The sequence below is a fragment of the Allorhizobium ampelinum S4 genome, from assembly GCF_000016285.1.
GTDB lineage: Bacteria > Pseudomonadota > Alphaproteobacteria > Rhizobiales > Rhizobiaceae > Allorhizobium > Allorhizobium ampelinum.
In genome coordinates this window covers 36,472-55,966 of record NC_011981.1, presented here as the reverse complement: position 1 = coordinate 55,966, position 19,495 = coordinate 36,472, and the positions used below count along the sequence as shown (strand labels likewise).

At 57.1% G+C, this 19,495-nt stretch carries 22 protein-coding genes; 15 read left to right on the top strand and 7 right to left on the bottom strand.

Annotation, left to right across the window (positions count from 1 at the left end; all coding sequences use genetic code 11):
- Positions 1 to 148 precede the first annotated feature (148 nt).
- The 3 genes from traC to traG are packed head-to-tail and all read left to right on the top strand — an operon-like array spanning position 149 to position 2,619.
- Entirely contained in the window at positions 149 to 445 is a 297-nt protein-coding gene (gene traC, locus AVI_RS25955) for a conjugal transfer protein TraC (RefSeq protein WP_015918237.1), read from the top strand.
- A gap of 4 nt (positions 446 to 449) precedes the next feature.
- Positions 450 to 665, top strand: coding sequence for a type IV conjugative transfer system coupling protein TraD (gene traD / locus AVI_RS25950; protein ID WP_041699677.1), 216 nt, complete (start codon positions 450 to 452; stop codon positions 663 to 665).
- Positions 652 to 2,619, top strand: a complete 1,968-nt coding sequence (gene traG, locus AVI_RS25945) for a Ti-type conjugative transfer system protein TraG (protein WP_015918235.1) — start codon at positions 652 to 654, stop codon at positions 2,617 to 2,619. Before traD ends, traG begins: the two co-directional genes overlap by 14 nt.
- A 282-nt stretch (positions 2,620 to 2,901) precedes the next feature.
- Here the strand turns inward: traG and AVI_RS30810 are convergent, their stop codons facing one another.
- Positions 2,902 to 3,111 (bottom strand): hypothetical protein, encoded by a 210-nt coding sequence (locus AVI_RS30810; RefSeq protein ID WP_041699674.1) that lies wholly within the window; start codon positions 3,109 to 3,111, stop codon positions 2,902 to 2,904.
- Between the two features lie 357 nt (positions 3,112 to 3,468).
- On the opposite strand from AVI_RS30810, the gene AVI_RS25930 reads away from it, so the two are divergent.
- The 10 genes from AVI_RS25930 (at position 3,469) to AVI_RS25885 (ending at position 12,888) form a co-directional block, all read left to right on the top strand.
- Complete coding sequence (locus AVI_RS25930) at positions 3,469 to 3,726, top strand: WGR domain-containing protein (RefSeq protein WP_041699669.1); 258 nt, start codon at positions 3,469 to 3,471, stop codon at positions 3,724 to 3,726.
- A gap of 381 nt (positions 3,727 to 4,107) precedes the next feature.
- Entirely contained in the window at positions 4,108 to 6,333 is a 2,226-nt protein-coding gene (tssI, locus tag AVI_RS25925; protein ID WP_015918232.1) for a type VI secretion system tip protein TssI/VgrG, read from the top strand.
- Between the two features lie 10 nt (positions 6,334 to 6,343).
- Positions 6,344 to 7,414 (top strand): DUF2169 family type VI secretion system accessory protein, encoded by a 1,071-nt coding sequence (locus AVI_RS25920; protein WP_015918231.1) that lies wholly within the window; start codon positions 6,344 to 6,346, stop codon positions 7,412 to 7,414.
- Positions 7,411 to 8,805 (top strand): DUF4150 domain-containing protein, encoded by a 1,395-nt coding sequence (locus AVI_RS29380; protein ID WP_015918230.1) that lies wholly within the window; start codon positions 7,411 to 7,413, stop codon positions 8,803 to 8,805. Before AVI_RS25920 ends, AVI_RS29380 begins: the two co-directional genes overlap by 4 nt.
- 8 nt (positions 8,806 to 8,813) lie before the next feature.
- On the top strand, positions 8,814 to 9,872 hold the full coding sequence (locus tag AVI_RS25910; RefSeq protein WP_015918229.1) for a hypothetical protein: 1,059 nt from the start codon (positions 8,814 to 8,816) through the stop codon (positions 9,870 to 9,872).
- 4 nt (positions 9,873 to 9,876) lie between these two features.
- Positions 9,877 to 10,929 carry a hypothetical protein gene (locus AVI_RS25905; protein ID WP_015918228.1) on the top strand — a complete coding sequence of 351 codons (1,053 nt, stop codon included), beginning with the start codon at positions 9,877 to 9,879 and terminating at the stop codon, positions 10,927 to 10,929.
- Positions 10,930 to 10,981: 52 nt separating this feature from the next.
- A complete protein-coding gene (locus tag AVI_RS25900) occupies positions 10,982 to 11,407 on the top strand; it encodes a hypothetical protein (protein ID WP_143050348.1) in 426 nt (141 codons plus the stop codon).
- Positions 11,408 to 11,552: 145 nt separating this feature from the next.
- Positions 11,553 to 12,035, top strand: a complete 483-nt coding sequence (locus AVI_RS25895; protein ID WP_234689705.1) for an AP2 domain-containing protein — start codon at positions 11,553 to 11,555, stop codon at positions 12,033 to 12,035.
- A 268-nt stretch (positions 12,036 to 12,303) separates the two neighbouring features.
- On the top strand, positions 12,304 to 12,516 hold the full coding sequence (locus AVI_RS25890; protein WP_015918225.1) for a WGR domain-containing protein: 213 nt from the start codon (positions 12,304 to 12,306) through the stop codon (positions 12,514 to 12,516).
- A 138-nt stretch (positions 12,517 to 12,654) separates the two neighbouring features.
- Positions 12,655 to 12,888 carry a DUF6429 family protein gene (locus AVI_RS25885; protein WP_012650518.1) on the top strand — a complete coding sequence of 78 codons (234 nt, stop codon included), beginning with the start codon at positions 12,655 to 12,657 and terminating at the stop codon, positions 12,886 to 12,888.
- Here the strand turns inward: AVI_RS25885 and tnpC are convergent.
- The 3 genes from tnpC to tnpA are packed head-to-tail and all read right to left on the bottom strand — an operon-like array spanning position 12,869 to position 15,375.
- Positions 12,869 to 14,527 carry an IS66 family transposase gene (tnpC, locus tag AVI_RS25880; protein WP_015914915.1) on the bottom strand — a complete coding sequence of 553 codons (1,659 nt, stop codon included), beginning with the start codon at positions 14,525 to 14,527 and terminating at the stop codon, positions 12,869 to 12,871. The two genes, AVI_RS25885 and tnpC, sit on opposite strands and share 20 nt — an antisense overlap.
- Positions 14,528 to 14,572: 45 nt before the next feature.
- Positions 14,573 to 14,926 (bottom strand): IS66 family insertion sequence element accessory protein TnpB, encoded by a 354-nt coding sequence (tnpB, locus tag AVI_RS25875; RefSeq protein ID WP_012650519.1) that lies wholly within the window; start codon positions 14,924 to 14,926, stop codon positions 14,573 to 14,575.
- Positions 14,923 to 15,375 (bottom strand): IS66-like element accessory protein TnpA, encoded by a 453-nt coding sequence (gene tnpA, locus AVI_RS25870; protein ID WP_015914914.1) that lies wholly within the window; start codon positions 15,373 to 15,375, stop codon positions 14,923 to 14,925. The genes tnpB and tnpA overlap by 4 nt, the downstream gene beginning before the upstream one ends.
- A gap of 100 nt (positions 15,376 to 15,475) precedes the next feature.
- On the opposite strand from tnpA, the gene AVI_RS25865 reads away from it, so the two are divergent.
- The gene (locus AVI_RS25865; RefSeq protein ID WP_015918224.1) at positions 15,476 to 15,754 is read left to right on the top strand and encodes an HU family DNA-binding protein; all 279 of its coding nucleotides are present in this window, start codon (positions 15,476 to 15,478) and stop codon (positions 15,752 to 15,754) included.
- Between the two features lie 43 nt (positions 15,755 to 15,797).
- On the opposite strand, the gene AVI_RS25860 is transcribed toward AVI_RS25865, so the two are convergent.
- Together AVI_RS25860 and AVI_RS25850 are read right to left on the bottom strand one after the other, a co-directional pair.
- Positions 15,798 to 16,109: a DUF736 domain-containing protein gene (locus AVI_RS25860; RefSeq protein ID WP_041699667.1), complete on the bottom strand. Its 312-nt coding sequence runs from the start codon at positions 16,107 to 16,109 to the stop codon at positions 15,798 to 15,800.
- Positions 16,110 to 16,526: 417 nt separating this feature from the next.
- Positions 16,527 to 17,453: an AraC family transcriptional regulator gene (locus tag AVI_RS25850; RefSeq protein WP_041699925.1), complete on the bottom strand. Its 927-nt coding sequence runs from the start codon at positions 17,451 to 17,453 to the stop codon at positions 16,527 to 16,529.
- 81 nt (positions 17,454 to 17,534) lie between these two features.
- Here AVI_RS25850 and AVI_RS25845 point away from each other — a divergent pair, with 81 nt between their 5' ends.
- Positions 17,535 to 18,362, top strand: a complete 828-nt coding sequence (locus AVI_RS25845; RefSeq protein ID WP_015918221.1) for an oxidoreductase — start codon at positions 17,535 to 17,537, stop codon at positions 18,360 to 18,362.
- A gap of 95 nt (positions 18,363 to 18,457) precedes the next feature.
- Here AVI_RS25845 and AVI_RS25840 read toward each other — a convergent pair whose 3' ends face one another.
- On the bottom strand, positions 18,458 to 19,042 hold the full coding sequence (locus tag AVI_RS25840) for a hypothetical protein (RefSeq protein ID WP_041699922.1): 585 nt from the start codon (positions 19,040 to 19,042) through the stop codon (positions 18,458 to 18,460).
- Positions 19,043 to 19,495 lie beyond the last annotated feature (453 nt).

Here is a 19,495-nt window from a genome sequence, read left to right as displayed (position 1 = left end):
CCTTGGAACCGCTCCTTCGGAACGGCGGGATCATTCACGAAAGCATCGCCCTTGGCGATCTGCAGATCTGCAGATTCCATTTTTCGAGCATCCGGGGGAGACTTGGCGTCGCAAATGCAACGCCACGACGCCAAGGAGAGCAACCGGAATGAAGAAGCCGTCATCGAAGATCAGGGAAGAAATCGCCAAATTACAGGACCAACTGAGAGCGGCTGAAACACGCGAGGCCGAACGCATCGGCCGGATCGCACTGAAGGCCGGGATTGGGGAGATCGAGATTGACGAGGCAGAGCTTCAGGCGGCTTTCGAGGAGATTGCACGACGGTTTCGCGGAGGCAAAGGACCTGCGACCGGAAAAGAGAATGGGCATGGTGACAAGCCAGATCGCGACACCCGCCCGTCGTTCACGCCTGGCGCGGATGCGGGCGGGCCTGGTGAGGCTTGATCGGATGGCGAAGGCGATGACGACAGAAGCGCGCAAAAAGGACACGCGCGAAAAGATCGAGCTCGGTGCCCTGATCGTCAAAGCGGGCTTGCGCTATGAGAAGCGGGCGCTGCTGCTCGGTCTTCTGATCGATGCGAACAAAAGGATCAAAGGCAATGAGGCGGAGCGATCGCGCCTGACGTCCATCGGCGTGGAGGCTTTTGGCCATGACGGTGAATAGGCTTTTGCTGTTCGTTCTGCTGGCGGCAATCATGCTTGCCGCGTTGGTAATGACATCCGGAATGGAACATCGGCTGGCGGAGTTCGGCTCCTCGACCCAGGCGAAGCTGATGCTAGGACGAACTGGCCTTGCCCTGCCCTACATCGCCGTCGCCGCAATTGGTGCCATAGCATTGTTTGCAGCAAATGGATCAGCCAACATCAAGACGGCAGGTGTGAGCGTCCTAGCCGCAAACAGTACGGCGATCATTATCGCGACCATAGGCGAGACGATCCGTCTGACCGGCATCGCGGGCAACGTACCGGCAGGACAATCGGTTCTCACCTATGCCGATCCAGCGACAATGGTCGGTGCGGGCGTCGCATTCGTCAGTGCAATGTTTGCGCTGCGCGTCGCGATCAAGGGCAATGCCGCTTTTGCTCAAACCGGACCTAAGCGGATCGGCGGAAAGCGAGCGGTGCATGGCGAAGCCGACTGGATGAAGTTGCAGGAGGCGGCAAAGCTCTTTCCCGAACCCGGCGGCATCGTTATTGGCGAGCGATATAGAGTCGACAAGGACAGCGTGGCCACCATGCCTTTTCGGGCCGATGAGCCACAGAGCTGGGGTGCGGGCGGCAAGTCGCAGCTGCTCTGCTTCGATGGGTCGTTTGGCTCCTCGCACGGCATCGTTTTTGCGGGCTCCGGCGGTTTCAAGACGACGTCGGTGACGATCCCAACAGCGCTCAAATGGGGTGGCGGGCTGGTTGTGCTTGATCCATCAAGCGAGGTCGCACCGATGGTCGTCGATCACAGACGCAAGGCTGGGCAGAAGGTGATTGTGCTGGATCCCACCCGACAGGGAGTGGGCTTCAACGCGCTCGACTGGATCGGCCGTCACGGCAATACGAAGGAAGAAGATATTGTCGCCGTGGCCACCTGGATCATGACAGACAATGCGCGCACCGCGTCCGCCCGCGACGACTTCTTTCGGGCCTCGGCCATGCAGCTTCTGACGGCCCTCATCGCCGACGTTTGTCTTTCCGGCCACACCGACGCGAAGAACCAGACACTACGCCGTGTCCGGGCCAATCTCTCCGAACCGGAGCCCAAGCTGCGGGGACGTTTGACCGAGATTTATGAACAGTCGGAATCCGACTTCGTGAAAGAGAACGTCGCTGTCTTCGTCAACATGACGCCGGAGACGTTTTCCGGTGTCTATGCAAACGCCGTGAAGGAAACACATTGGCTATCCTACCCGAACTATGCTGGCCTCGTATCTGGTGACAGTTTTTCGACCGACGATCTAGCCAACGGTGGAACGGATATCTTCATTGCACTCGATCTGAAGGTGCTGGAAGCCCATCCAGGCCTGGCACGCGTCGTCATCGGCTCGCTGCTCAACGCCATTTACAATCGCAACGGTGATGTGAAGGGACGCACGCTCTTCCTGCTCGATGAGGTCGCCCGGCTCGGATACCTGCGTATCCTAGAAACCGCACGCGATGCCGGGCGCAAATACGGCATCACGCTGACGCTGATCTTCCAGTCGCTGGGCCAGATGCGCGAGGCTTATGGGGGTCGGGACGCGACGTCCAAATGGTTCGAGTCCGCATCCTGGATATCATTTGCGGCGATCAACGATCCTGATACCGCAGATTATATCTCGAAACGTTGTGGTGACACCACGGTTGAGGTCGACCAAACCAATCGCTCCTCCGGCATGAAGGGATCGTCACGGTCGCGATCAAAACAGCTCAGCCGCCGGCCACTGATCATGCCGCATGAGGTTCTGCGCATGCGCAGCGACGAGCAAATCGTCTTTACTGCTGGCAATGCACCGCTACGCTGCGGACGCGCCATCTGGTTTCGACGCGAAGACATGAAAGCCTGCGTCGGAGAGAATAGGTTCCATCACCCCCATACGACAACAACCTCCATTGCCGCACCCAAAGTGACGAAGTCGGATGAAGACTGACGTGGTACGCTCCTGTCAACAGGGCGATCCATACCTATACGTTTTGTTCAAATTGGGCGCGGCTACGTTTCTTTGCAACCAGTCGAGGCCGCTTCGACGTCGAGGTGTTTCGGCTCGGCTGTTGGCATCCAGCCTCGTGTATATCCGCAGCCTATTGCAACCGCCGCCAGCCGCAACTGTTCATGAAGATGGCGACAATCTTTGAGCAAAGTCCGGATGGCAGCCGTCGCGTCCCCATCGTGCCAAGCGATGAGGTGAGCCGCCTCATCATGAACCTGTGGTTCAATTGATTTTGTTTGCATAGCCCGCCCCGATGTTGAGAGTGAGTTGCTGGCCACCGTATTTCCTTACCATATATGTCGGAGGACGACGTATCATGGCCTCTGCCTTGCGTTGCATTTCCAAGCGTTGAGCCATGTGGACCTCACGGGCGGCTCGTATCTTGGATATTTCCTGCCTGGCGTTTTGAATTGCAATGTCGGCTGTGTTCATGATGGCCTCCGATCAATGTTCACTTTATGTTCTCATCATCGATAGAGAACGTCAAGCCTCAACACGACATATCGAAGATCCCCATTGCATGTTCGACGTGCATCTTATCAAGAGATTCCAGGACACCGCGCGTTTGGTGCCATCTTCAACGGATGATCTTACGACCGCAAAAGAGCACATTGGCCGTCATTGCGAATTTGCCCGCGGGATCGCGCTGCAACCCGAATGGGACAACACCACCTCGCCCATTTCGGTATTGTCCAACAGCGGCGGTTCATCACGGCTTTGAATCAATCAAGCCATATCGATTCTGAAAAGTCGTTGGACGCAACTCCAATAGGAAACAACAATGCAGTCATGGAAAAAGACGCGAAAGACCTGGTTCATCTTCACCGCATTGACACGACGCAGAACATGCGACGCTTCTACTTGCTTGCAATCCAGCCAACACTGTTTGGTGGCGTATCAGTCATTCGCAACTGGGGCCGGATCGGCTCAGGCGGCCAGACGATGATTGAAACCTTCGATCGCCAGGAAGACGCGGATTGGGCCGTTTCCCACCTCGAGCGCGCAAAGAAACGACGGGGTTATTCCGAGGTCAATCGCACTGAATAGCTGCCCCTTATTGTAGTGGCGCGCCATAAATGAGAATGAAATCACATTCGTTGCGACGAACGCACATGATTGATTTCGAGTATCATGCTCATTGATCCTCGAACCTACTCCGGCAGGGGTGAGCAGTTTTTGATGGCACTGATGGGTCAGGATGCTTGGGTTTTGGCCTGTTGCTCAACAAAAAGCGACTGTTTAAAGCGAATTGCTGCGCAAGCACAACCAGACAAAAATCTACAACCGAGACCTTGACCTTTTGGTAGGGTGATCTACGTTCCAAATTCGATGTCGTGATTGCGACACTTCATGAGTGAATATTAGAATAGCCATTGCGTGGCCAGCAATACGATCTGTTGATTTTGAAAACGACATTTGGGGGCTTCCATGGACGACGTTCTGTCACCCGCCGATTTCATCCAGGCCAGCCGTGTGCTAAAATTATCCTCGCCCCTGGGTGAAGACCAGTTGCTGCCTGAGCGGATGACGGTGGATGAAGGCGTCAATCGCCTGTTCGAAATCACTGTGTCAGTTCGGGCCAAACGCGAGGCAGTCAAGCCTGAAGAACTGATCGGCAAGCTGGTAGATGTCTCCCTGGAAATCCGGCAGGGTGAACTGGACGGTGATGGCGTGCGCCGGCCGTTCAATGGACTGGTGACCAATCTGTCCGAGGGACCGCCGGTGACCCGCGGGCTTCGCTCCTACACACTGACCATCCGCCCGCAATTGTGGCTGTTGTCGCGCCGCTCCGATTGCCGGATCTGGCAGAATATGACGGCCATCCAGGTGATGGAAACCCTGTTTTCCGAGCATGGCATTCCGGCCCCCGCATATGCTCCTCTGCATAGAACGCCGCCGTCGCGGGAATATTCAACGCAGTGGAACGAGACCGATCTTGACTATCTGCTGCGCCGATTCGAACAAGAAGGGTTATTCTACTGGTTTGAACACGAGACAGGCGTTCACCGCCTGAAGGTCAGCGACAGTAAGGTAGCCTGGGGCTCGCCATCGGCTGCGGCAGAAGGCGAACAGAATGTACGTCTTGCCCAGGGCTCGTCGGACCGCAACCACATCAACGAATGGATGCGGCAATTCTCCTATGTCCCTGGCCAGCGTGCCGGTGCGGACTGGAATTTTGAGACGCCCAGCACTGTACCGCTGAATGTCACGCCGTCACTAATCCAGATGCCGGGCGCCAAGCAGCGCGAGCTTTACGAATATCCGGCCCGCATCTCCGATGTCAAAGAAGCCGAAGTGGCCGAAACCTTTCGGATGCAGGCCGTGGAGGCTGATCATGAGAGGGTGACGGGCCAGTCCAATGTGCGCTTTCTGGAAGCCGGTCGCCGGTTCACGCCCTATGAGGAACCGCATCCGGAACACAAATACGAAGAGCATGTGATTACCCGAATTGTGCATCGGGTGGTGGACCGATCCTATGAGACGGCCAGCAATGAGATGGAATATGCCAACGCATTCGAGGCCATTCCCTCACGCGTTCCACTAACGCCGCACCGAGAGACCAAACGTCCGCGTATCGAGGGGACACAGGTGGCGATTGTCGCCGGACCATCGGGCGAGGAGATCCACACGGATCAATACGGGCGATTAAAATTATGGTTCCCCTGGGATAGAAAAGCACAGAAGGACGGCAGTGATACCTGCTGGGTGCGCGTCGCCCAGGCCTGGGGTGGTGGCACCTGGGGTGCGCAGGTTATTCCGCGGATTGGCATGGAAGTGATGGTGTCATTCGTGGATGGCGATCCGGACCGGCCATTGGTGATTGGCGTGGTGCCGAACCCGAAAAACCCGGTGCCTTATGAGCTGCCCGCCAACAAGACCCGGATGGTGCTGCGCTCCAACACCCACAAGGGCAGCGGCTTCAACGAGATGACCTTCGAGGACGAGAACGGCCAGGAGAATATGTTCTTCCATGCCCAGAAGGATCAGACCATTAAGGTGTTGAATAATCGCGTCAAACGGGTTGATGCTCATCAGGTCGAGAGTATCGGGCAGAATAAATCGATCGATGTCGGTCAGAATCATCAGGAAAAGATCGGCGGGTCTAAAAATGTCACCGTTGGTGGAGGTGCAAGCTCTTCTCTGTTCGCCTCTCTTGCCAGTATCGCGGCGGCCGGTGGCATAGACAGCAAGAACGGTTCGTCTGCTATCGGTCACGGTCTGTTGCAGGAATTCGCCGGGGCCATGGCTTCGGCGGGAGTAACGGCGGAGGTTGCGTCTTTATCGGCGAATGCGGATGTCACCAATGCCGGCAATTTCAGAACGGCGGCCGGCACGGAGCAGGCATCGACGGGATCGACCCTTGGCGGACTGTTGGGCAAAATTCTGCCGATCAGCGGCATCGTCAACACGGTGATCGAAAAATTTCGCTCCGACACCATTGGAATTGCCCGAACCGAACAGATCGGTCTCTACAAGAACACCACCGTCGGTCACACCATGACCATCAACGCTGGCGAGGAATTCATCATCAAATGTGGCGAATCCAAGCTGATGATGGACAAGGCTGGCAATGTGACGATCGTCGGCACGAAGTTCAATTTCGCCGCATCGGGACATGTCCAGATCAATGGCGAAGTCATCGATCTGAACTGAGGGCGCGTGCATGCTGGGAAAAAATCTCACGCGTCTTGCTGCCATCGGTTTCGAGCAAGCCCATCGCGATGGCGAGGATATGGGCGTGATCGCGGTGCGAGGACGGTATCAGGTCAACGCGGACGGCTCTCTTCAGCTCAGTGACCGGCAGGATATCGTGCTGGTGGATGAGTATGACGGCAATCCCCATACCTCGCCTCTGATCAAAGCTGCTGATCTCATTCCATTCAAACCGGCAAGTGACATCACGTTTCTCGGTGCAGCCTATGCGCCGGACGGGCGCGCCAAACAGGACTGGCTCGTTGCCATCAAGGTTGGACAGCTTTCTCATGCCATTCGGGTGACAGGAGCACGGTCCTGGGTCTGCACCGCAGGCAAATGGCGCTTGTCAGATCCACAGGAGGCGACCGAGGTTCCGATTGATTATCGATTGGCAGCCGGCGATGGCCACATCGAAGGACTGGGCTCGCCCAGCGTTCCCGGCAATCCGATAGGCGTATCGAGGCCGACGCCCGAACAGGCGTTGTCATCCGCATCAGTGCCAGCACCACGCATCGATGACGCCGAAGAAGACTATTCAGATCCGTTTTTTGCACGCAAGCCCCTAGGCTTCGGACCGGTGGCACCATTCTGGTATTTTCGCCAGAGATATGCCGGAACCTATGACGACACGTGGCAGGCGCATCGACATCCGCAGCTTCCTACGGATTTTGACTATCGGTTTTATCACTCGGCCCATCCGTCGATGATCTATCCAGGTTTTCTGGCGGGCGACGAGATGGTGGAGATGGCGAGACTGACGCCTGGCGGCGGGACGTTCAAGTTCGCGCTCCCTGCGCTGCGCCCTGTTGCAAGCTATCGGTGGCGCGATGGCCGCGAGGTTGTGGTGCAGCTCAACCTCGACGGCGTGCATATCGACTTTCGCAATGGCGCCCGGAACGTCGATTTGACCTGGCGCGCCTGGCTGCCGATCTGCCCGAATTTTCTATGTATCAACCTGTCAGACAGGCCGTTTGCGGATCAGGAAGCGGCCAGCCTGCCACGCGCCAGCCTGCATGGACTGACGGAGGTGCTGGCATGAGCTATCCATCGCAAGAGGCAAGCCGCGAGACGCGATTGGGTCTGATCATCTCGAAATATCCTGATGTTTGCCGCTCGCCGCATGCCTGCGTGCCATACAATATTATAGCCTACCAATCCGACGCAGCCGGCACGGCCGCGACAGTGCATATGACTGGGCAGCGCGCCCACAAGCAAAATTCGGTTGTCACGAAATGCTTCGGCGACGAGCCGGGCGTGGGTCTTGGCGTCAAATCGAATACTGTTGGCTCTGTGTGCCATCGCAAAACTCATTCGCGCAATGTCCGTATCGAAGGCCAATGGGCCACCCGCGACACCGACGAATGGTATATGAACAACAAGAATACCGTCGGTAAACTGGTTTGGTACACGGGGTCGAAGGATTTTAAGCCAACGCCTCCTTTAGAACAACCGTCCGCTAGCCGGAGCCAGGAAGGTCTGGTCATGAGCGATGCGACGCCCATGACCTTCGAACCTGGCAAGGAATACGCTTTCAACGATACGACCGGACAATTTACAAAACCCGCCCAAACCCAGCCGACCGATACGAAGCAGACAGCGTCGGATGGATCGCGATGGTGGACCATCATCAACGGGCTCAAAAACATCCGATCGATCAATCCGAGCGGTGCAGGCGCTATGGAGCTGATGGGGGCGGCTGACTATTATCTGAAGCAGAACGTTAATGAGCCGACGGACTGGTTGAGTCATGGCTTTCTAAAGACGCAACCAACTCACACGAATACTCCTATCGATAATGGTGTCCCAACCAACACGGCCCCAACCGAACCTGAAAAGAAGCAGGAACTTGAGGAAAAGCAAACGACGGCGCCGGCCAATGGGCGGACGGACGGAAACACCAAGATCACGGGGCAACAGAAGCGCAAAAGGGAGTGCCGGTGCGTCACGGGCGCCTATGATGATATCAAGAATGTCTGCGGTGTCGAATGTGGTTCTGATTATCAGGCGCACCATATCGTGCCGGATTACACACTGCGTTACGGTAATCGTGCAGAGGCCGAGAAAGGGCAGAAACGAATTCCTGGATTGCCAACGTTCGGACAGGGACCAGCGATCTGCTTAAAAGGTTATTCTGCCGATGCAGGCAGTGAGCATGGGTTGGCACATCTAGCGGATGTACAAGTTAATGCTTTGGGCTCCGGTTGGAGTACGCCGCAGGGAACAGCAGATATTTCGAGCATTACTGAAATTTCACGAAATGCTGCCGTCGCCGCGACTGGAGGGGAATGTGAAGACGAAATCAATACGGCACTAGATGCCCAGCCTTCTCTAGATTCCAATATTCTAGGAAGAACGACCATTATGCCACCTGCTGAAGGAACGGACCCTTATAATCTGCTGTCGACCGGTGCTCACGCGACAGTTCACTGAGAGGCAATATGCCAAAAAAACAGGTTAGCTTTACGCGTCTTTGCGCTGTCAACAAGGATATCGTCTACATCGGAACTACTCCCGATGATCAGGAAATGGCGACACCATTTACCGCCATTTGCCAATATGACGCGGGAGAGTGGTCTTACGAAACGTTCGACTTCCCATTGGCAAGCCTGACGTTGTACCGCGAGCCCGGCAGTTCGCAGCGGGTCCTATATGTGCTGGGCGAGGCTGGAACAGCGGTCAATTTCCACACGAAGACACGTGAAATAATTGTGGATCTGCTAAATGCTCCTCGGAGAAAGCACAGACTTGGCTATTTGCAATCGATCAGGCAGGTCGGCGATCATCTGTACGTTTGCGGCGACGGTGGCCAGACCTACCGACGCTCGTCGGACGGGCAATGGCAAGCCCTGGATTTGGGGTTCTTCGACGGACCCGACGCCATCATGGATCCGAAGTCAGAGCTGAGATTAATGAGTAGTTTGACCCGCATAAAAGAAAATCGAACAGAAGAAAATTACGCCAAGCTAAAGATACTAAGAGAAGAGAACCAATCCAAAACCCTTTGGAACCTTTCCGGCCTTTCTGAAGACAGCATCTACTTTGCCGGGGAAAAGAAAACCGTCTACTGGTTTGACGGAGAGAAAATCACCGAAATCCCGACCGAGGCGGATCGTGGCCTCCTCTCCATCCTGGTGGAAAATGAGGACCGCGTCTGGGTCGCTGGCCGTGATGGGAACTTCCTCGTCGGCAATCACAAGACAGGGTTCCGTGATCTCGACGCGCTGCGGGGTATCGATGGCTGGCCGAGCTTCAACGGCATGACCATGTTCAACGGGCGCCTCTATCTCTCCAGCTATGCCGATCCTCGCGGGCTGTTCGTGTTCGACGGCCACCATGTCGAACAAGTGCGCTCCGGTCTTACGCCCGACATCGACGATGTCTCCGCCGTCGAGGCGATCGACGGCGTGCTATGGGTCATGGGCCGCAAGGACTTGCTGCGCTATGACGGCACGCACTGGGAGCGCATCGATTTCCCTGGCAATGATCCGCTGAGGTGAGCCGATGAAAAAGGCCAGCTTCACGCGTCTTTGCGCGGTCAACAGGGACATCGTCTATCTCGGCACCACGCCCGATGACCAGGAAATGGCTACGCCGTTCACGGCCATCTGCCAGTACAATGCGGGGGAATGGTCTTATGAGACATTCGCTTTTGCACTGGCGAGCTTGACGCTGTATCGCGAGCCAGGCAGTCCTCACCGCGTCCTCTATGTGTTGGGTGAGACTGGCACAGTCGTCAATTTCCACACGAAGGACCGCGAGACAATCCTGGATCTTTCCAAGGCTCCTCGCACAAAACATAGGCTTGGTTATCTGGTCAAGATCAGGCAGATCGGCGATCACCTTTATGTTTGTGGTGACGGCGGCCAAACCTATCGACGCTCATCGAATGGACAATGGGAAGCCTTGGATGTGGAGTTCTATGATGGACCGGATGCGATCATGGATCCCACGTCGGAATTGAGCAAACTGGACGCTCTGTTGGATCAGAAAGCAAATAGAACCCTCGAAAACTTCGAGAAAATTAAAAAGCTAAGAAAAGAAAATTCGTCAAAAACGTTATGGGACCTTTCCGGCCTCTCCGAAGACAGCATCTACTTCACCGGAGAAAAAGAAACCGTTTATTGGTTTGACGGAGAGAAAATCGCTGAAATCCCAACCGAGGCGGATCGTGGCCTCCTTTCTATCCTCGTGGAAAGCGAGGATCGAGTCTGGGTTGCCGGCCGTGATGGAAATTTCCTGATAGGCAACCACAAGACGGGCTTTCGGGATCTCGACGCGCTTCGTGGCATCGATGGTTGGCCAAGCTTCAACGGTATGACTATGTTCAATGAACGTCTCTATCTCTCCAGCTATGTCGATCCTCGAGGGCTGTTCGTGTTCGACGGCCACCATGTCGAACAAGTGCGCTCCGGTCTTACACCCGACATCGACGATGTCTCCGCCGTCGAGGCAGTTGATGGTGTGCTGTGGGTCATGGGCCGCAAGGACTTGCTGCGCTATGACGGCACGCACTGGGAGCGCATCGATTTTCCCGGCAATGATCTGTTGAGGTGAGACGATGGCGGGTTTGGCGGACGCATTTTTCGAACGCATTAATTGCTATCACATGGCCGATTGGCTCCAAGAGACGATGCTGAAGCTTGGACGGCCTATGCCGAACCCTGCTTTGCAGCCCGGAGCATTTTCCAGGTCGGATCGATCCTGGGGTCTCATCCTGACCTTCGGCCGAGTTGGGACATCGCTGGATAACTGGCAAGACGAAATCATCTTGGTCAGCGCCGAAGGCGATAGCACCTCGCCAATGCCCTTTGGCCTGGATCCGATAAACGAGACGCCAGCCAGCGCCACCATGAAACTGTCCGATAATATAGCCGGACCAGGCGATGCAAGGGGCGATGCCGATGAGCGCCGGATTTCATTCTTCATGGAAGGGGGACGCCTTATCGAGTTGCGGTTTAATGAGGGCATGATTGGTTTTGATCGGATCATTATGGCCCGCCTTGGGGAGCCGCAAGAATGGCAGCCAGCCTGAGGCTGATTGGTCGAATGCGCGAAATCGGACGGCAATAACAATGATCAGACCACGACCTAAACTTGCTCCAGAGGAGCGCTTCCATGACGAAGCTATGTATGCGATTCACCGACTGGACATCGACAAGCACAGACAAGATGCCTGGATGGTCAATCTTTCTCGCGGCGGGAAATCGATCCACATGACCTTCAGCGACAGCACCTATGGTGGGAAGGATCAGGCGCTGGAAGTGGCGCAAGCCTACCGCGATGCCGTTCTCCGGGTCGTACCCCCATTGAGCAACAATGATATGCGCATGTTGGTGCGCAAAAATCGCTCAGAAGGCAGCAGCGTGCCGGGCGTCTATTATATCGGACCCACCGGGGCGCATAAAACCGGTATCTGGATGGCTCGTATTGAGATCGCCCTTGATGATAACACGCCGGTCCCTGCGGGAAAGCGCCGCCGCCGACAGTTTACGCGCACCTTCAACGTCAGCAAATTCGGCTATGAGGAAGCCCGCCGTATGGCGGAAGAAGAACGCATTCGCATGGTCATGGCTGTCGAAAATGGCGAAGATCCGGCTTTACGCAGCCCGCAAGCTTTGAAACTTCATGAGAAGCTTACCCGAGACGACAACGACGATTAGAGAAGGCGTTGTCTTCAGCACCACCAGAAAAACGGCCGCTTTTCTGGTGGTCGTGAATAGACCGATATTGGTGTGAGAAAATCACAAGAAAACCCGTTTGAACTTCATCTTACCGATGTGATGGCGGCGGGCGGCGTTATGTTTGTGCGGCACCCGGGATCAAGCGATCTGTTTTTGATCCGGGCCGTATAGACGCAGAACATTGGAATTTGATCCCCGTACCAACGCGCTACCACGTCTATGTCGAGCGTATCCGCCGGAATAGAACATGGCGCGGTTCTATGCGCTTGCTGTTCAGCCGACATTGTTCGGAGAGGTGTCGCTTGCGCGCGCCTGGGGCCGGATCGGAACGCGCGGACAGCAGATGTTGCTTCTGTTCGACAATGAGAACCAGGCCACCAACCTGTTCCTCGACGTGCTTCGCGAGAAGCGCAAACGAGGTTATCGGCCAAAACGACCTGTGGACATCCAGCGGATCTGACCCTCGTCCCCATCGTCGCCGATGACAACCCGGTCATAAGCTGACACGGATTTTATCTTTGACAGGAAGATACGAGGAATCGTATCCATCCGAGCAGAACCGCGGGATTTTGCTCGCCGCGCGTGATAATGTGGGTCCATGGAGATTGATGAGGACAAGATCGATGACGCGGTTTTGGCACTGCTATGGCTGACGCTGCATAACGAGGGTTGTGCGTGGAAAGGCTTCGACTGGGCAACGACGGATCGACTTCATAAGAAGGGCATGATCGGCGACCCGGTTAACACGTCAAAGTCGTTGATCCTGACCGATGAAGGCTTGGAGCGTTCGGAGGCGTTGTTCCGAGAGTTGTTCACCCGACCGGCGCTATAGCTATCCCTTTGCGCAACTTCCATTGCCAAGGCAGCAGTTCGTGCAGGCGGGTGACGGGGAGATCGGCGATGCGGGTGAACACATCGGCAAGCCATGCCTTTGGGTCGACATCATTAAGACGGCAGGTTGTGATGAGTGTGAGCATGACGGCAGTGCGCTCGGCCCCACGCTGGGACCCGGCGAAGGTCCAGTTGCGGCGTCCCAATGCAATACCTCTTAAAGCGCGCTCGGCGGCATTATTTGTGAGGCAAATTCGGCCGTCTTCCAGGAATAGCGCAAAGCCGTCCCAGCGCTTGAGCATATAGTCCATGGCTTTGACGAGGTCGGATGATCTGCTGAGCGTGGCGCGCTCGCGTTGCAGCCACGCATGCATGTCGTCGAACAGCGGCCTGCTTTTGTGCTGTCGCACCGCCAATCGCTCTTCAGCGCTCAGCCCATTGATCTGCCGCTCGATGTCAAACAGCGCGTCGAAGCGTTTGACGGCCTCAAGCGCGATCGGGGAGATCGGCCTGCCATTGCGCTTGCTGTCGCGCGCACTTTTTTCGAGATCGGCCAACTCAAAGAATTTTCGTCGTGCATGCGCATGGCAAAAAGCAAACGTGATCGGCACGTCTTTCTGTGCGGCAATCGATATCGGCTCGAACCCGTTGTAACAATCCGTCTGCAGAATGCCGCCATATCTGGCCAGATGTCTTTGCGGATGCTCGCCTCGGCGGTTGCTCGAGGCGTAATAAACCGCAGCCGGGGGTGCATCCCCCTTGAAGGGCAGATCATCACGCACATAGGTCCAAATGCGCCCAGTTGTGCATTTGCTTTTGCCCCAGATGGGAATGGTGGTGTCGTCACCGTGGAGGCGCTCAGCCGCAAAGACCTGGGCCTCGATGAGATCGAACAGTGGCATGAGAGCCGATGTTCCAAGCCCGACCTGATCGCCAAGCGTTGAGGTCGACAGATCGATCCCCTCGCATTTGAACCGGGTACTCTGCCGATTGAGCGGGCTATGCATGCCGAACTTGTCGAACAGGATCGTCGCCAGCAGTTGGGGTCCTATGAAGCCACGCGGGGTGGCATGGAAAGGGGCTGGCGACTGGCTGATGGCCTCACAGTCACGGCAGGTGAACTTCTCGCGCACCGTCTCGATGACCTTGAAGCGGCGCGGAATTTCTTCCAGCGTCTCGGTAACGTCCTCACCCAGTTTCGACAGGCGCGACCCGCCGCAACACGCGCAGGTGCTCGGAGGGGCAATGACCACGCGCTCGCGCTCGACATCGTCCGGCCAAGGCTTGCGAACTGGACGCTTGCGCACAAACGGACGCACGTTTGCCGTTTTGGCCGCCGCTGCCTGCGCTGCAACTTCATCTTCGCTCGCTGCCGTCACCAGCTCTTCGAGCTGCAATTCCAACTGATCAATCAGCCGCGCTGAGCGTTCACTGCTCTGGCCGTGTAGTTCGCGCTTGAGCTTGTCGATCCGCAATTCAAGACTGGCGATCCGCGCATCGCGATCAGATAGCATGGCTTGCGCATTGGCAGCCTCCGCGACTGCAATGTTCCGCTCGTTGACGACGACATCGTGATTGGCCAGTAGCGCCAAATAGGCGCTGGCAAGGTCTTCGGGAAGAGCGTCAGGTTTCAAAGCCATGACACTATTCGATCAGATTTTCCCTGCATTTTCAATTGAATATTGCTATCCAACCTTTGTTGGACGCCATGTTTGTTGCGGATTTCGCCAGTCAATCCCAGACAGCAGATAAGACAGTTGCGCAGGCGAGATCGCCACCGCGCCACCGTCCGCAGAAGGCCAGATGAACTTGCCCCGCTCAAGCCTTTTTGTGAACAGGCAACTGCCCTGGCCATCATGCCAGATCAACTTGATCAGGTCGCCGCGCCGACCCCTGAAGCAAAACAAATGTCCACTGAGCGGTTCATGCTTCAGCACCTCCTGCACCCGAAGCGCTAACGATGGAAATCCACACCGCATGTCCGTATAACCTGTCGCTATCCAGACACGCACATCCTGGCCAGACGGAAGCGCGATCATTGTTGCCGCCGCAAAACATCAAGCACGCGCTCCAGCGTGTCGGAGGCAAAATCATTGCAAACCCGAACCCGGTGCAGCGGTCCAACCTGAATTTCGATCGCTCCCGAAATCGAAGATGTCACTGACCCACGCTCAGGGCAAGACAGAGCTTCCGCCTGTTCTTGGCCTGCATGTTCCTGGACCGACGCTTGCTCACCATCAGCTGCTGCCCAAATCTGCACGGGCAGAAATTCCGGTGACGTTGCAACCTCCTGAGATGAGAGCCGCGAAACCTTCAGAGCCTTGCGCCACTGATAAATCTGAGATGGGTCCAGATCGTATCCCCGCGCCACCGATGCCACCGTCGCGCCAGCCTCAAGCGTTGCCAGAACAATCTCTTCTTTTAACGCCGCAGGCCAGTGTCGGGTGCCTGCCGCCTTACGCGGTAAATCGATCCTGTGAGAACTCACGTGACGCTCCTTGTCTCTCGCTGTTAATCGCGACAAACAGAATCTTCACCTTCACTCATAACCACAAGACGGCCTTCCTCGGATACGTACGAGGAATCCCATGACCACCACCAATGAAATCGCCGACAAGATCGCCGCCAACAACGGCCTGACAAAGGTTCAGGCCAAGGGCATCGTCGAATCCGTGTTCAAGGCCATCGCCGACGCCGCAGGCTCCGACGCGGAAACGTCAATCCCCGGTTTCGGCAAATTTAAGGTGAAAACATCACCTGAGCGCGAGGGTCGCAATCCCGCGACCGGAGAAAAAATGACTGTTGCAGCTTCGAAGAAGCTGACTTTCGCGCCTGCCAAGGCCCTCAAGGATGCACTGAACAAGTGATCCCTGACGTGGAGAGCCCCGCCGCGAGGCGGGGCATCCAGTCTCAGTCCCGGTTCGACCGGGACCAGATGAGGGAGAGGCCTTCCTCGCCTTCGACCTCGATCAGCGTTGCGTAGATCGGAGCCGGGAAGCTCGGGTCGTCGAGCTTGACGGAGAGGTAATCGCGACCTTCGTTCGAGGTCTTCTTCCAGGCGGCGCCGAATTCGACCGTAGCCCCGGCGAGGATGCGGTAGTCCGGTCCCTTTTCGGAAGTGCGCTCGACGGCGCGGATGGTTGCCTTGACGTTGAGGTTGAGGGTCTTGATGGTGCCGGAGAAGCCGTTGCCGGAAGCGGTGAAAGAGCCGATGGTTGCCATTGTCGTAATCCCTTTACGGTTGTTCGGGCCGCGTCCATCGCGGCCTCGATGGCAGTCGATAGGACCGGGGACGATCGGCCTGCATCCAACGGACCGAAACGGAGTGGAGGACGGCCAGGGAGAGGCTTTCTTGCCTCGCGAGGAATGGGCGCTTCAGCGCACAGGGGAAGAAAACGAGCCGGCCGTTGCGGATGCCGATCGAGCCGAGCCTCGCGAGGCGGTCTTTGGTCAGACATGCCCCATCGAGACCGCAGTGGACGTGCCGGCTGACAGATCAAGTGGTACGACTATGGCATTATCGGGAGGTGCCGAATGGGAACAGGTTGCATAGTGGCCACAACTCCCAATCGAATGGTCGTAGCGAACGCCCACATGTGACAGATTGCCGGAACGAGCACTATGCCTCCTCGCTTAGGCTCAGACGAGTTCGCCAAGGTGGTGTCTGACCCATTTGGCCTCCTCCGACGCTGTGCGACCGAAATGTCGCTTAAAGTCTCGGCTGAACTGGGCCGGGCTTGCATAACCGACTGACGTCGCGACCATCGCAATCGTCTTTTCCTGGCGGGCGATGATCAATCTTGCTTCGTGCAGCCGCATGGCCTTCACGTATTGCATCGGACTGGTGCAAGTCAGGTCCTTGAAATGCACATGGTAGGACGGCACGCTCATGCCCACCCTGCCTGCCAGGTCGGCGATGGAGATTTCAGTGCTGTAGTGCTCCCGCAGCCAGGCCAGGCTCCGGAAGATTTTCCCGTATGGCCCACTGTGCTGAAGCGCGGCAATCATTGCGCCGCCTTGCGGACCGACCAGCACCCGATAGTGCAGTTCGCGCAGAATGCCCGCACCCAGAACGGCACTTTCGACCGGACTGCGAAGCGCCCTCAACAGGCGTAACAGGACGTCCTCGATGTCAGCATCCATCTTGTTCGACATCAGACCGCGTGGCGGATGACCAGCAAGCTCGCTGCGCTTTTCGACCTGCAGGGCGATCTCAGCCGCCAACTGCATATCGAATTCGAGATAGACCGCAAGCAATGGCCGCTTCGGACTGGCGGTCGATTCCATCCGGAAAGGCACGGGGACAGAAACAGCCAGATAGTGGTCTTCATCGTAGCGGAAGATTTCTCCGTCCAGCATGCCCTGCTTGCTGCCCTGAAGGACGAACACCGCGCCTGGGTTATAGAGGACCGGGACATCGTGGAGCACGGCCTCAGTGCGCAGAATGCGAACGGGATCGAGTCCGGTCGGATTGTATCCGTGACGCGTGGCTAGACCGCCGGCCAATTCTACCAGCTGGTCTCGCATCGATTGGCGATGTCCGTCAATCATAGGATTTGGCAACAACTTCATCGGATCTGCAATCGTTCAGCCGGACGATTAATACTATCGGTCAAACGTCTCTGCAATCAAGGAAGTTCGCACATCATGTCGAGAAAGACCTTTTTCATCACCGGCGCAAATTCCGGTTTCGGCCTGGCCATCGCTACAGCTGCTGCCCAGATGGGCCATCAGGTGATCGGCACCGTCCGATCCGAGATAGCACGCTCGGCGCTTGCCGCAGCCGTACCCGCCATTCACCCCGTCCTTTGCGACGTCACCGCCTTCGACCAGATTCCGGATGTCGTCCGTGATACGGAAGACAAGCACGGGCCGGTCGATGTGCTCATCAACAATGCCGGTTACGGCCACGAGGGCGTCATCGAAGAATCGCCTCTCGAACAGATGCGCAGACAGTTCGACGTGAACGTCTTTGGCGCTGTAGCTGTCGCCAAGGCGTTTATTCCCAGGTTCCGCGAACGCCGCCAGGGTTTCATCGTCAATGTCACGTCGATGGGCGGCATGATCACCATGCCCGGTATCGGGTATTACTGTGGCAGCAAGTTTGCGCTGCAAGGCATATCAGAAGTGATGCGTTCAGAAATGGCGCCGTTCGGCGTGCATATGACGACGTTATGCCCCGGCTCTTTCCGCACAGACTGGGCCGGACGTTCGATGATCCGCACGGAACGGTCGATCGCGGATTACGATTCCCTTTTTGATCCGATACGCGAGGCCCGGCAGGCAGTCAGTGGCAAGCAGCTTGGTGATCCAGAGAAACTCGCTGCAGCCGTCTTGATCCTAGTCGAGACCGATAACCCGCCACCGCAGCTTCTTCTTGGCAGCGACGCTCTCAAGCATGTATCGGCGAGACTCAAGCGTCTTCAAGAAGAAATCGATGCGTGGACGTCCGTGACGGTATCGACGGACGGCTGACCGGAGAAAGAGGGCGCTCGGACCCTACGGCGCATTTACCCATTTATGATTTTCCTAAATGAGGCCTCAGGCGGGGCCGAAGCCCCGCGATCGTCCTATTCGAATGCTGCCATCTGGGCCGTTGCGGCCTTTTGGTCGACTGAGTTGGCGGGCTGCTCGACCGTACGCTCGTAGGGCTTCCAGGTTTCGCCGGTGATGTCCTCGTAAGCCGAGACGGCGCCTTCGGCTGCCATGCGAAGCACATGGGCCTGCAGTCCCATGTCGGCTGCGAACTCGCGCTTTCGCTGGGCGCGGCTGTCGAAGCCGACCGGGCCGTCGAGGTCCTCGTCTCTGGTATCGTTGGAGAGCTTCGTGGTGAGATCGCGGGCTTCGGTTACCGCGCGGCTGTAGAATTGCCCCGCGCCGTAGGCGGAGCCGACGAAGGAGCCAACGATGCGCTGCATGTGGATCTGCATGGCCTTTTCGGCGAGGCCGTCCTTCAGCGCATCGGCGCTTTCGATCAACTGGCCGCGGTGCAGGTCGCGGATCCCGTCGCTGTCGATGAGGGCAAGGCCGAAGCTTTCGGAGATGCGCAGCGCCTGGGTCGCGTCGGGGCAGGCGTGCCTGACCATTTCGAGGGTGGTGGCGCGCTGGGATTTTACCGGACGGTTCTTCTGGGTGGAGCGGTTGAGCGGTGCCATGATCGGATCCTTTACGAGCGATGTTTCAGCGAAGCCCGGGGTGCCGGTCGTCGTCCGGCTCAGCCCCTTGGGTGCGGGCAAAAGGACATGGGCACCAGCGGCCCGGCCCAAGGTCAGGGCATCGCCAGGAGGAGCGAGGATGGTTTGCGGATGGTGCTGCCCGCACTTGCGGGCTGCGACAGACGCGGACCTGCCTTGCGACGAGGCGAGGATCCTGCCGCAACGCGGCGCGCCAGCGGCCTTTGACCGGGACGCGCCCATGTCAGACCGCAGCAAAACCGAGGTGCTGTGCCGGCCGACAATCTGGTCCACGACAGCATGATGCAATCGCCATGGCGATCCGACCTTGGCACCGCCGCGTCATTCACAAGGGGCCCGACAAATCTCGACCACACCACACTCCAGTGCAAGCGAGTTGCCCCTTGCCTTGGCTTCCGCCTTCGATCGAAGCGT

Coding starts and splice junctions, on each gene's coding strand:
- traC (WP_015918237.1), top strand. CDS start 149: ATGAAGAAGCCGTCATCGAAGATCAGGGAAGAAATCGCCAAATTACAG.
- traD (WP_041699677.1), top strand. CDS start 450: ATGGCGAAGGCGATGACGACAGAAGCGCGCAAAAAGGACACGCGCGAA.
- traG (WP_015918235.1), top strand. CDS start 652: ATGACGGTGAATAGGCTTTTGCTGTTCGTTCTGCTGGCGGCAATCATG.
- AVI_RS30810 (WP_041699674.1), bottom strand. CDS start 3,111: ATGAACACAGCCGACATTGCAATTCAAAACGCCAGGCAGGAAATATCC.
- AVI_RS25930 (WP_041699669.1), top strand. CDS start 3,469: ATGGAAAAAGACGCGAAAGACCTGGTTCATCTTCACCGCATTGACACG.
- tssI (WP_015918232.1), top strand. CDS start 4,108: ATGGACGACGTTCTGTCACCCGCCGATTTCATCCAGGCCAGCCGTGTG.
- AVI_RS25920 (WP_015918231.1), top strand. CDS start 6,344: ATGCTGGGAAAAAATCTCACGCGTCTTGCTGCCATCGGTTTCGAGCAA.
- AVI_RS29380 (WP_015918230.1), top strand. CDS start 7,411: ATGAGCTATCCATCGCAAGAGGCAAGCCGCGAGACGCGATTGGGTCTG.
- AVI_RS25910 (WP_015918229.1), top strand. CDS start 8,814: ATGCCAAAAAAACAGGTTAGCTTTACGCGTCTTTGCGCTGTCAACAAG.
- AVI_RS25905 (WP_015918228.1), top strand. CDS start 9,877: ATGAAAAAGGCCAGCTTCACGCGTCTTTGCGCGGTCAACAGGGACATC.
- AVI_RS25900 (WP_143050348.1), top strand. CDS start 10,982: ATGGCCGATTGGCTCCAAGAGACGATGCTGAAGCTTGGACGGCCTATG.
- AVI_RS25895 (WP_234689705.1), top strand. CDS start 11,553: ATGGTCAATCTTTCTCGCGGCGGGAAATCGATCCACATGACCTTCAGC.
- AVI_RS25890 (WP_015918225.1), top strand. CDS start 12,304: ATGGCGCGGTTCTATGCGCTTGCTGTTCAGCCGACATTGTTCGGAGAG.
- AVI_RS25885 (WP_012650518.1), top strand. CDS start 12,655: ATGGAGATTGATGAGGACAAGATCGATGACGCGGTTTTGGCACTGCTA.
- tnpC (WP_015914915.1), bottom strand. CDS start 14,527: ATGGCTTTGAAACCTGACGCTCTTCCCGAAGACCTTGCCAGCGCCTAT.
- tnpB (WP_012650519.1), bottom strand. CDS start 14,926: ATGATCGCGCTTCCGTCTGGCCAGGATGTGCGTGTCTGGATAGCGACA.
- AVI_RS25865 (WP_015918224.1), top strand. CDS start 15,476: ATGACCACCACCAATGAAATCGCCGACAAGATCGCCGCCAACAACGGC.
- AVI_RS25860 (WP_041699667.1), bottom strand. CDS start 16,109: ATGGCAACCATCGGCTCTTTCACCGCTTCCGGCAACGGCTTCTCCGGC.
- AVI_RS25845 (WP_015918221.1), top strand. CDS start 17,535: ATGTCGAGAAAGACCTTTTTCATCACCGGCGCAAATTCCGGTTTCGGC.
- AVI_RS25840 (WP_041699922.1), bottom strand. CDS start 19,042: ATGGCACCGCTCAACCGCTCCACCCAGAAGAACCGTCCGGTAAAATCC.